At 42.8% G+C, this 12,318-nt stretch carries 9 protein-coding genes; 4 read left to right on the forward strand and 5 right to left on the reverse strand.

What is annotated here, in order from left to right:
* Window position 1: 1 nt before the first annotated feature.
* The 4 genes from F8R90_RS29780 to F8R90_RS29795 form a co-directional block, all read right to left on the reverse strand.
* Entirely contained in the window at window positions 2-5,170 is a 5,169-nt protein-coding gene (locus F8R90_RS29780; RefSeq protein ID WP_196513644.1) for an nSTAND1 domain-containing NTPase, read from the reverse strand.
* On the reverse strand, window positions 5,140-6,477 hold the full coding sequence (locus F8R90_RS29785; RefSeq protein ID WP_196513645.1) for a P-loop NTPase fold protein: 1,338 nt from the start codon (window positions 6,475-6,477) through the stop codon (window positions 5,140-5,142). Before F8R90_RS29785 ends, F8R90_RS29780 begins: the two co-directional genes overlap by 31 nt.
* Window positions 6,478-7,024: 547 nt before the next feature.
* A complete protein-coding gene (locus F8R90_RS29790) occupies window positions 7,025-7,882 on the reverse strand; it encodes an SDR family NAD(P)-dependent oxidoreductase (protein WP_196513646.1) in 858 nt (285 codons plus the stop codon).
* 54 nt (window positions 7,883-7,936) lie between these two features.
* Complete coding sequence (locus tag F8R90_RS29795) at window positions 7,937-8,167, reverse strand: hypothetical protein (RefSeq protein WP_196513647.1); 231 nt, start codon at window positions 8,165-8,167, stop codon at window positions 7,937-7,939.
* Window positions 8,168-8,480: 313 nt separating this feature from the next.
* On the opposite strand from F8R90_RS29795, the gene tatC reads away from it, so the two are divergent.
* Window positions 8,481-9,272: a twin-arginine translocase subunit TatC gene (gene tatC / locus F8R90_RS29800; RefSeq protein WP_196513648.1), complete on the forward strand. Its 792-nt coding sequence runs from the start codon at window positions 8,481-8,483 to the stop codon at window positions 9,270-9,272.
* A gap of 49 nt (window positions 9,273-9,321) precedes the next feature.
* Entirely contained in the window at window positions 9,322-9,657 is a 336-nt protein-coding gene (locus tag F8R90_RS29805) for a tRNA-binding protein (protein WP_196513649.1), read from the forward strand.
* A 72-nt stretch (window positions 9,658-9,729) separates the two neighbouring features.
* Here F8R90_RS29805 and F8R90_RS29810 read toward each other — a convergent pair whose 3' ends face one another.
* On the reverse strand, window positions 9,730-10,038 hold the full coding sequence (locus F8R90_RS29810; protein ID WP_179063611.1) for a DUF3067 family protein: 309 nt from the start codon (window positions 10,036-10,038) through the stop codon (window positions 9,730-9,732).
* A gap of 229 nt (window positions 10,039-10,267) precedes the next feature.
* Between F8R90_RS29810 and petC the strand changes: the two genes are divergently transcribed.
* Both petC and petA read left to right on the forward strand, forming a co-directional pair.
* On the forward strand, window positions 10,268-10,807 hold the full coding sequence (petC, locus tag F8R90_RS29815) for a cytochrome b6-f complex iron-sulfur subunit (RefSeq protein ID WP_190890793.1): 540 nt from the start codon (window positions 10,268-10,270) through the stop codon (window positions 10,805-10,807).
* A gap of 113 nt (window positions 10,808-10,920) precedes the next feature.
* Window positions 10,921-11,922: a cytochrome f gene (gene petA, locus F8R90_RS29820; RefSeq protein ID WP_196513650.1), complete on the forward strand. Its 1,002-nt coding sequence runs from the start codon at window positions 10,921-10,923 to the stop codon at window positions 11,920-11,922.
* Window positions 11,923-12,318 lie beyond the last annotated feature (396 nt).

Here is a 12,318-nt window from a genome sequence, read left to right on the forward strand (position 1 = left end):
ATCACCTACTAGAACACAAGGCGCGTTCGCCCCTGGCGTTGGCGGAGCGATCGCTTTTCATTAGCTTCTGATTAGTCTGCAAATAATCTTGCAGCAAATCGCAACCCCGTGCTAGTAATTTTTCCAGTTGGATATCTGCCAAATTCTGGAAAATCACTGTACCATTACCACTACCCGCAGCCAGAGTCTTACCATCAGGACTGAAACTCACGCTGGTTAACTCTTGCTTATCACCTTTTAAAGCAATCAGTAACGTCCCTTCTCGGTTCCAAATCCTCACTTTGTCATCACTGCTAGCTGCTAGAGTCTTGCCATCGGGGCTAAAACTGACACTGATGAAACTATCGCCATCGCCCGCGAGATTGTTTAACAGTTTCCCATCTCGGCTCCAAATCTTCACCGTGCTATCAATGCTAACTGAGGCAATGCTTTGACCATCAGGCGACCAAGCAACCCCATTTACCCGGCGACTATGACCAGTTAATGTGTATAGTAATTTACCCTCTACACTCCAGACTTTCACGTTTTTATCATCACTGGCTGAGGCTAACAATTTACCATCAGGGCTAAAACTTACCCAATTCACTGCATCTTGATGTTCTTGCAGGGTGTTAAGTAATATACCGTCTCGACTCCAAAGTTTTACCGTTTTATCTTTACTAGCCGAAGCAATTACTTGACCATTAGGCGACCAAGCAACACCCAAGACGGTATCATTATGACCCTGTAAGGTGTTGAGCAGTTTACCGTTGCGGCTCCAAAGCTTCACTGTTTTATCTTTACTAGCCGAAGCGATCGCTTTACCATCAGGGCTGAAACTAACTCCCCAAACTTGACCTTGATGCCCCGTAAGACTACGGATAAGCTTACCCTCTCGATTGAAAAGTTTTACAGTTTTGTCTCGACTGGCTGCGGCTAAGGTACGACCTCCAGGGCTAAAACTGATGCTAGTCACCCAGTCATTATTATCAACTTTGGGCTTTCGCAGTAACACATCGTCCCAATGCCAAAGTTTAATAGTTTTGTCCCGACTTGCAGAAGCAAGGGTACGGCCGTCTGGGCTAAAACTGACGCTATTAACCCAATTATTATGTCCCTTCAGAGTGCCGAGCGACACACCTTCAGAATTCCAGAGTTTGATTGTCTCGTCGGTACTTGCGGAAGCGATCGTTTTACTGTCGGAGCTAAAACTGACGCTGGTAACTCCAGCGCTATGCCCCGATAAGGTTCGCAGTAGCTTACCTTCCAAATTCCACAGTTTGATTGTCTGGTCTAAACTAGCAGAAGCAATAATTTTCCCATCGGGCGACCAAGCTACACTTTTAACTGCATCATCATGTAAAAGCAAGGTTTTGAGCAGCTTACCATCGCGATTCCAAAATTTTACCGTCTTGTCAGCACTCCCGGAAGCAATGGTTTGCCCATCAGGTGACCAAACAACGCTTAAAACTGCACCATCATGTCCCTCCAAAGTTTTGAGCAGTTTGTTATCTCGACTCCACAGTTTCACTGTCTTGTCTGTACTCGCGGAGGCAATAATCTGACCATCTGGGCTGAAACTGGCACTATTCACTACACCTTGATGCCCTAATAGGTTAGCAAGCAGTTGACCCTCTCGACTCCAAAGTTTTACGGTCTTGTCTTGGCTGGCGGAAGCAACGATTTGACTATCTGGGCTGAAACTGACGCTATTAACTACATCTTCATGCCCCGATAACGTTTTGACCAAGCTACCATCGGGATGCCAAAGTTTAATTGTAGTATCCGCACTGGCTGAGGCAATTAAAGAGCGATGGCTCTGCCAACCCCAAGGGGGAACGCTGCTAAATGTAGCACTATTTACCCCAGATATATGCCCATCGAAACGATTATATTCTCTCAACCCAGAAACTGCTTGATAGAGAGCCGTCTGTACTTGCTCTCTTGTATAGGAATCTACCCAAATTGCTTGTTGTAATTTTCTCCCCGCTTTTAAACCTTCTTTTAAAGAATCAATACCTTTTTGCGAGGCAAAGAGGGCTTCACTGGATGCACTGAGGGTTTTAATTTCGCTATCTACTGCTGTCACTATGGAAATACTTAAACCCAATATGGCGAGAACGGAAGCAGTAAGTGCAATTTTCAAAGAACGATTTAATTGAGCTTCACTGAGTCTTTGTTTCTTTTGACTTTCTGCGAGTTTTGCTGTTAATTCTTTTTCTTTGAGTTCAGCTCGTAATTGCTCAATTTCTAACTGACTCAACTCTTCGCGCTTGTGTAACTCCCGCAATTCTGTTAATAAGTCCAAACCCTGTTGGGGATGAGGGTCTACCAATTTGAAATGCTGCTTATTTTGGCTAAGTTCACTCTTGAGTCGCTCAATCTCTGCTTGACTCTGTTCTACTTTGTAGCGCAGCTGGTTAAGTTGTACCTGTAAGCTCGATTCTTGTTGTTGCAAATAGCGAATCAAGTCTACTAAATAATCATGAATCAGTTGATAGCGTTCTGGGACATCAGGGAATAGTACCACTAAACCGGAGCGTACTAAAATGTCTAATACTAACTCTAATTTGTCAACATCTTCTAACTCTGCTAGTTGCGCCGCTAACTCAGCACGAGTTTTAAAAGGTCGGTTGTTACTTTCATCTGTTAATAAATATAAGACGAGTAACGCGGCTCGTTCATTTTCTGGGCCGCAGTCTTTGATCAGTTCTTTAAGATATCGTTCGATGAGTTTGTTGGGTCTATATGGCTGATATTCTTCTAGTGTAGTGATTCGTTCATCTTGAATTTGCGCTCCCACAACTTGCAATTCAATGGGGCGGACTTCTCCAAATTCTGTTGATAAATCTTCGATTAAGGCATTGATTAAAGCAGGTTCTAAATTAAACTGCGATCGCTCCGTCAATTTTTTTATAATTGCTTTAGCATATTCTGGCGAAAAATTATTTAACTGGTAGCGAATATGCTTGTCAAGAATATTATTATTAATCGCTTCCAGTGCTGAAACATGTTTAAAGTCTAATAAACGATGTAAATAATCTTCTCGCAAGGAAAGGATAACTTTGACAAAGGGTATATTGAGGCAGTCGCTAATAAATTTATCAAATTCTTGCTTTTGATTGCGATCGCTATAACCAAAGAAAAATTCTTCAAACTGGTCAAAAATTAAGACTGTGATCAGGTGGTTATCAGCATTTTCTTTTAGTTGCTGTAAAATTCTAACGATGGTGATGGGTGTGTCATAGGGCAAAGCTTCCGGTTCAATGACTGCTTCTAGCTTGATATCAGCGTAGATGGCAAGGGATGCATCACTAGACATCGCCTCACTTAAAGATTTCCCTAATTCCCGTGCCCAATCGGTGTAAACTTGCAGCACTACAGGCACGGCTATTTGATCGCCAATGGCTCGGTTTTGCAGTGCTGGAACTAAGCCCGCAGTTACAATAGAACTCTTACCTACCCCTGACTGTCCGTGAATCACCGTCAATTTTTGATCAGCGCGGCTAATTCTGCCAATTAAGTTATTAATATCACGCTCTCGACCAGAAGCCGCAATTTCTAAAGCAACGCTGCTGCTCCCAGAAGATGACATCAATGCTGGGTTTGTCGCCTGTCTTTGGGGTTGCAAGCGCCCTGCACCGATAAAAGCCCGAAAACCGTACTGTTGCTCAACAGAACGCCGTTTCTGCCGAATGTAATAGGCTTCCAGATAGCAACCTTCTTCAAAGTAGAGCGATCGCAGTGTCCGCAATAAGCGAATATAACGATGAGCATCGTATTGATGGGCACTGCTTTCTAACGCTACTGGCAGTTCTTTTGTCGCCTTTTCTAGGTATTCATGAGCGACTTCTAGCTCACCTAAATTTCGCTGCGCTTTCGCTAAAACTAAATAGTAAATTTGTGCCAGTAGTAATGGAAATAAGCAGTTACAAGGGTCATTGTGCTTTTGTGCCTCACCTAATTTCAGCAGTGATACGTGTGCTAATATACTCGCCTGTACCCACCGCGACTGCTGCACAGCCACTTGCGCCAGAAAACCGTAGTCACAAGCTAATTGGATTTGACTACCATAAGTTTGATGCAACTCTAGAGACTTTTGAGCGACAGTCTGTAATTCTTCCCACTCTTGCAGATATTGCAAAACCTCTGCAAGTTGACCAATAAATCCAGCAACTATATCTGAACGCCCAGCCACCTGTAAAATATTCAAGCACTGCTGAAAATAAGATTTAGCTGTGTACCAATGGCGGCGGTTTTCTGTTTGATTTTGTTCTGCTAAACGGCAATAACACAGCCCAATATAAAATAGTAAAACTCCCTGTCGTAGAAGTAGTGGAGATGGGGGAGATGGAGGAGATGGGGAAGAAAATACTTCCTTATCTCCCTCATCTCCTTTATTCTCTATCTCCACTAACTTTTGCCAAACTTGCAAGCTTTGCTGAAAATGGTTTAAAGCTGGATTAATGCGATCGCTAATATAATTATCTAGACCAAAAACAAATTCTAAACTAGCGTGTAATTCTGGTTCTAGGGTAATCCCACGATTGTGTAACTCTCTAATGGCAAAGTGGAGTTCATAGCTATGTTCCCAAACTTGCTCCACAGTGAAATAATGCTTTGCAACTTGAGGAGGTTGGTGTTGTGCAGTATCGGTTGGTAACACCGTAGCAAATAAAGAGTCAGTTTCCTGTTGCAAAAATTGCAACAATGATTGACTTGTCATCTCAAACCGAATCGGTGTAGCCGCCCAACTAGCAAAATCTGGTGCTAAACGCACAACCTTTTGCAACACTTCCTCATTCACCCACAAAATCATCGGAAATGGATGGCGTTTGCGAAATTCATCACGAATATGATTGATAGACCTAAGTAGATCATCGAGTCCATCTACTGACTCTAAACCGAAAATCATCAACGCCGATGGCGGATTATTTTCGGTTAGCAGTTGTAAATGAATACTTGTGTAAAGGCTTCTAGCATTATGCGGCAGAACTACCTTTTGAATGTGGTGTACTCCTGAAGAGAGTTCTTCGAGTCGTTGCAGCATGCGCTCTTGCAAAACTCGATAATTGCAGCACACCAATACCAGGGAGAATTGACCGCTAGAAAGGGCAATTGCTCTCCCCAAACTTCGCAAGGCCCGCTCGTTAGCTGCTCTTATATCTGCTTGTGGGTGTCGTTCAACCATGATTTAAATTTTTCCGTCTCTGCTAAAACTGGGTTGACGGCAAACCAAGCTCCCTGATGATCGCGGTATTCAAATACAAATAAACTTCGCAATAGAGTGTGGTATTCTATATCACCTCTAACTCTTTGCTGTTGCACCACCTGAAAGATTAATTCCCACTCATGAGGGTCGATGGCGTTGGCTCGGTAATCTCGCTGTCTTTGAATCACCAATTCGACACAATCCCGCTCAAAGGGTGGATCTTGTTCTCGCAGACAGTCAAATAGCAAACCTAGCAAGTCGCGTACATGACCACCACTAATCAGGCACAATCTATCTAAGGTTTCTAGAGTATCAAACACTTCTGTAATTAAGCCTAACCGATCGCTAGGCAGAATGTCTGGGAAAGCTCTAGCTAGCACCATTTGCTGCATCATTGCTAGCCCTTGGGTGAAAATTTCCCCAGAGCGCAAACGTACAGGTATCATCGGTAACATTTTTGGTGCGACTCCTCCCCCCAAACGATGCTGAAGTTCGGCGCTATCGTTAGAGAAAGTCAGGGCTAGGGGAATAGTGTAGACTACATGACAATTCAGTTTGCGTAACTGTTCACCTCGCTGAATAAATAAGTATTCTGGTAGCGATCGCCCCGATGGTAAAGGTCGAATTGCGACTCTATCCAAGTTATCAACAATGACCACTAGTCCTTTTTTACCCCTGGTTTTAAGTTCCTTGGTGGCACGTTCTAGCAATTCTTGATTAATTGACTGTAAAATATTTGCTGTTCGCGGTTCTAAATAATCTCTTAACCGCCGCCGCAATTGGGGACTTTCTTTAGTTTTAGCTGTAATTTTGGCAATCCCCACAGACAATTCTGCTTCTACTCCAAGGTCAATTGGCGTTTGCAGAAAATCCACAATTTCACCAAACAGCTTGGTAAAGTAAGCAGGTTTGAGCCTAATTTTCATCGCTTCTAGGCTTTCACTTACTTGACCTGCGATCGCTAACAAAATATCAGTCACATCCACATCTGCCATTTCTAAGACATGGGTAGACTCAAAGTAAACCACATGAAATTGCTGCACTTCCAGTTCAGCTTTCAGCCGCAACAACTCCGTTGATTTTCCACAGCCAAGATGTCCTGTAAATAGTTGACAGGTTGGGACATCCGGCGAGATTCGAGCGATCGTGCGCTGCAAAGCCTCAATGATTTTACCACCCCGCACCGCAGCAAAATCGATATAGTACCTGCGATCGCTGGCATTTCCTATGATTAGAGGTCTGCTCGGATTGCAAGCCTGATAAAATCTTTCTAAATCTAGGAGCATAACTAATCGAGTTCACTCAGGAATAGGGATGATCAAATCTGCTGAATAAATATATTTGATTTTAAGGAATTTATCCCTTAATTTAAGTACATCTCACTCAAAATACTAACTAAATTAGCAGCATTCCGGTTAATTGTTGATCATATATAGGTTAGATGTAGCACATTAAAATACTAATATTTGATTTTAAGTAAGCAGAAATACTTCTATAAGTATAACTAGCAAAAATATCTAATATTTAATAAGGTACTCTTATGAATATTAAAAATAAATAACACAAAAAAAGGTACTGTTGAGTACAATTTCGGGTGTTTTTGAATATAGAGTTCTGTCACAGCAATTTTCAAAGAATTAAACCATATTCTCTGGATTCAAAGTTGTGCATTGGTGTCAACTTAAGGTGAAACCCAGTAAGCGAAAAAGCTTTCTCTCGTTCCCAGCCTCTGGCTGGGAATGCCCACTGTGATGCAAAGCCTCGTTTCTTAGCGGTAGTAACGCAATGAGGTATATTTCTAGGTAGGGGTTTTCCAAGAAATGAAGAAGTAATCTACAAACCCATTGAGTATAAAATTATACGGTCATGCAGCTTATCGGGCAAAATATGCTTCAGGATAGCTCCAATTTTGGCATCTTGTCCAACAAGATAGCGTGTCTTTGGCTGCTTTGCAGTGAGCGCATGGACAACAGACTGAGCGACAATATCCGCAGAAATTCCCTTAGATGCGATAATCTGCATTTTCTTGCGGACAATATTCATCGCCTGTCCGTAAAGATTGTGTGCCGTTTGGGGTAAATCGTGCTGTGCTATTTCAGATTGACTTAGGGACTTTTCCCAGATTGGGGTAGCGATGGAACCAGGTTCAATAATTGAAACCGAGATTCCCCAAGGTCGCAACTCCATGCGCATTACATCAGTGAGTGCTTCCAAGGCAAATTTTGATGCATTGTAAGCGCCCAGGAATGGCGTAGGACTTCTACCAGCAATGGAACCCATATTGACAATTCGACCCCGACTTTGGCGTAATAGACCAAGAAATGCTTGTGTCACTGCTAATTGTCCAGTGACATTAACCTGCATCTGGTGTTGAAATTCTGCGATCGCTAATAATTCTAAGGGGCCTGGAATCGCAATTCCGGCATTATTCACTAAACCTAAAATTCCAGCCCCACCGACTGCATTTGTTACCTTATCAACGGCAGATGCGATCGAATCAGCGTCAGTAACATCTAAAAAAATCGGAACGAGCCTTTGTGATCCTTTCTGTTTAAGTGTTTGAGCATCAATATCTTGACGCACGCCCGCAAAAACAGAGAAGCCCAACTGGTCTAAAAGCAAAGCACACGCTTGACCAATTCCTGTTGATGCTCCTGTAACCACTACTATACGTTGATTTCCTGCTACCATTAACTCTCTCCGTATTATGATGGAATTACTGTAATTATGAATTACGAATTAGTATCAATCTCTGCAAGTACCAGCGCGAAGGCAATCTTCGGTTTGGTCATCTCTAGCCGATATTTGCCACGGAAATTTGTGTGACAGAGTATTTGTGTTGTAAACAATTAGAGCAGTTATTATGGGAAGCTGGTTTTCGACAATTGACACGCCACTACTATAAGTATTGCCTAGTTGAGCATTGTATAAATAAACAGGCAATGCCATCAGTCCAATGCAAATTGTCCGATTCATAAAACCTCAGCTAAAAATTTCCGATTGCGCTATGTATAGATGCCACCTTGATGAACCGGATTTTCAAAACTGAGTATTGGATGTTGATGTTGTGTCAATTTACTCAGCGCTACTAGCCGCAGAGACGTGATTTCTAAATTATCGGTTCCACTCTTTTTTTAGGTTAAGAATTGCCTACAAGATGGCTTACTACTAATTTATGCAAATGCAACCCGAAAAAACAGGACAAAAAACCCACAGCACCCAAAAACATATCTTGCTAGCTCCATTCCCCGGATAAAATAGTTAACAAATGTTGCCTACTAGCTGACTCATGACGCCTTCACAAGACGTAGATACTGTAAATCCCAACATCGACCCCGAAGGATATGGCAACTCAGACACCGATCCTCTGGATGAGTTGCCAGGTGAAGTCGAAATGTCCCTTTTCGACCACCTAGAAGAGTTGCGGCAGCGCATTTTCTATTCGCTGATTGCCGTAGCGGTGGGTATTATTGGTTGTTTCTTTGCCGTTAAGCCGATTGTCCAGCTACTTGAGGTTCCAGCACAAGGAGTAAAATTTCTCCAACTTGCACCCGGAGAATATTTCTTTGTCTCCCTCAAAGTTGCAGCCTACACTGGCTTTGTACTAACGAGTCCTTTTATTCTTTACCAGATTATTCAGTTTGTACTTCCAGGACTGACTCGCCGCGAACGCCGTTTACTGGGGCCTGTGGTTTTGGGTTCGAGTGTGCTGTTTGGGGCGGGGTTGGTATTTGCCTATTTACTCCTTATCCCCGCAGCGTTGAAATTTTTCATTAGCTACGGAGCAGATGTAGTTGAACAACTTTGGTCAATTGATAAGTATTTTGAATTTGTGCTGCTACTGTTATTCAGCACTGGTTTAGCATTTCAAATTCCCATTATCCAACTGTTGCTCGGTAATTTGAACATTGTCTCGTCTGAACAGATGGTTTCTGGTTGGCGTTACGTGATTATGGGAGCAGTGGTTTTAGGAGCCGTCCTTACACCTTCCACTGACCCCCTGACTCAAAGTCTTTTAGCTGGGGCAGTTTTAGGGCTTTATTTCGGTGGTGTTGGACTAGTGAAGCTCACAGGTAAATGATCGTCGCATTTCTCCAATTCAAAATTAAAAAATCTCATCTTGAAACTAAATGAGACAAGTTAGTTATGATGACTTTGAAAAAGTTGAGATTCATGTTGGCAAAGTCATCAAAGTTGAAGAGTTTCCTAAAGCTAAAAAACCAGCTTATAAATTGTGGATAGATTTTGGTGATTTGGGCATTAAAAAATCTAGTGCCCAAATTACTAAACTTTATGAGCAAAAGGAATTAATCAACAGATTAATATTAGCTGTTACTAACTTTCCACCCCGCCAAATAGCCGATTTCATCTCGGAAGTTTTAGTATTAGGAGTGGTTTTAGACGGTGGAGAAGTTGTATTAATTCAGCCAGATAGAGATGTAGCGGTGGGCAAAAGAATTCTATAGCATGTTATGGTACTTGTGGAGAAAAAATCCTGTAATTACTGAGAAATTTATTCACTTTAATGTCATAGCGGGTCATAAGATCCATTCCGAAGAGCGTTCACCCAAATCTAAAGGAATGCTAACAGCTTTGCCGAGCCGGGGGCGATCGCGTGTTTGGGCAATAAAAGTTTGTACTTGTGTTGACCCACCCAAGGCATGAAGATAATTAGCAATACTATCAAGATGCTCCTGGTACTCCGCCTCGCTCAAGGGAAAAGAAGCTTGCTCCAAGTATTTCCACATTACTTGCAAAAATATCTTTCCCTGTGCCCGCCGGAACTGCACATCGTAAGAGTATCCCCACTTATCAAGCAATATCTGACGTAATTCCTGTCCTGTCATAGCTTTTCTCAATCAGATTTTACATTTAGTTATGATGTTAAGTTCCGTGACTCCAGTATGATAAGGATATAAAGAAATGTAATGCTAACAGAAAAGATGCTAAACATATCTTGAAACAAAGAAGTATGGCATCGTTGTGAGCGCTAGCATTTCGACTTAGACAAGAGTTCCTCAAGTACAAGTACTTTTGTCAAAATGCTTAACAAAATACACAAAGAGCGCGTAGATTATGGCTCAATTTTCTGAATCAGCAGACGTGCCCGATATGGGGCGTCGTCAGTTCATGAATCTGCTCACTTTTGGGACTGTCACTGGAGTGGCTCTGGGTGCATTGTATCCCGTTGTCAAGTACTTTATTCCACCCGCAGCTGGTGGTGCTGGTGGCGGTACAACGGCAAAAGACGAGCTAGGTAACGATGTTAGCGTCGCTAAATTTCTAGAAAACCGGAATGCAGGCGATCGCAACCTAGTCCAAGGACTAAAGGGAGATCCCACGTATATTGTGGTAGATAGCAAAGAAGCGATCAAAGATTATGGCATTAATGCCATCTGCACCCACTTAGGTTGTGTCGTCCCCTGGAACGTTGCTGAGAACAAATTTAAATGTCCTTGTCATGGTTCCCAGTATGACGAAACTGGTAAGGTTGTCCGGGGCCCAGCACCTCTGTCTTTGGCTTTGGCTCATACCAAAGTAAACGACGACAAAATTGTTTTGACCCCTTGGACTGAAACCGACTTCCGCACCGGTGATGCACCTTGGTGGAGTTAATAATTTTGTCCTTAGTCTTTAGTCATTCGTCCTTTGTTCAGGGCTTAATGACTAATGACTAATGACCAATGACCAATGACTAATGACTAATTCAATCGTTGCCCTTATTAGAGATGAGAAATGTTTTCATAACAGCGAGGTTAACTCGCAGTGCTAGAGCGATTGTAAAAACATTGCTCATAGCGATCGCTACCGTGACATTTTACTTTACCAGCGATCTAGCCCTTCCCCAATCTGCTGCCGCCTATCCATTTTGGGCACAGCAAACCTATCCCGAAACCCCCCGCGAACCAACCGGGCGGATTGTTTGTGCCAACTGTCACTTAGCGGCCAAGCCTACAGAAGTGGAAGTTCCCCAATCGGTACTACCTGACACTGTATTCAAAGCTGTGGTGAAAATCCCCTACGATATCAGCGCCCAGCAAGTTGGTGCCGATGGTTCTAAGGTTGGCTTGAATGTCGGCGCTGTGCTGATGCTACCTGAAGGCTTTAAGATTGCTCCTGAAGACCGGATTTCTGAGGAACTTAAAGAAGAAATTGGCGACACTCCCTTCCAACCCTACAGCGAAGACAAAGAAAACGTCGTCATCGTCGGCCCCTTACCAGGTGAACAGTATCAGGAAATCGTCTTCCCAGTTCTTTCTCCTAACCCCGCAACCGACAAAAACATCCACTTCGGTAAATATTCAGTTCACGTTGGTGGTAATCGGGGACGCGGACAAGTTTATCCCACTGGCGAAAAGAGCAACAACGCTGTTTACAATGCTTCCGCTACTGGCACAATTACCAAGATTGCCAAAGAAGAAGATGGTGACGGTAATGTGAAATATCTAGTCAACATCCAACCTGAATCTGGTGATGTTGTCGTTGATACGATTCCTTTAGGGCCAGAATTGCTTGTTTCCGAAGGGCAAGCAGTTAAGACTGGTGATGCTTTAACCAGCAACCCGAATGTCGGTGGATTCGGTCAAACAGATGCAGAAATCGTACTGCAAGACGCTTCAAGAGTCAAATGGATGATTGCGTTTATCGCTCTTGTGATGTTGGCTCAAGTTATGCTGGTGCTGAAGAAGAAGCAGGTTGAAAAAGTTCAAGCTGCTGAGATGAATTTCTAAATTCTCTGCTAAATCATTACTTAAGAGACAGGCAACAAGCCTGTCTTTTTTAACTTTATAAGAAAGAATTCAGGAATCAGAATTGAGCATAAATAAAAGGTGTTTTGCACCTACACTAAATGCCGTTCTCACTTCAGTGCATGCAATCCAGTCTGAACCTCACCCCGTATTTGATCTGAATTTTCACATCATGTGGAAAAGTCCACGAAAAACTAACCCCCTTCCCGACCTCTCCCTAACCCTCTCCTACAAGGAGAGGGAAGGGGAAAATTCAAAGTCTCTCTCCGAAAAGGAGAGAGATTTTGAGAGAGGTTTTCCAGATACTCTGAAAAGTTAAGTAGTTTAAATCTCATGCAAACAAGAACCGCTATATTTAGTAGTCTGGATTCTGAATTA

It is taken from the genome of Nostoc sp. NZL, from assembly GCF_015714705.1.
GTDB lineage: Bacteria > Cyanobacteriota > Cyanobacteriia > Cyanobacteriales > Nostocaceae > Nostoc > Nostoc foliaceum_A.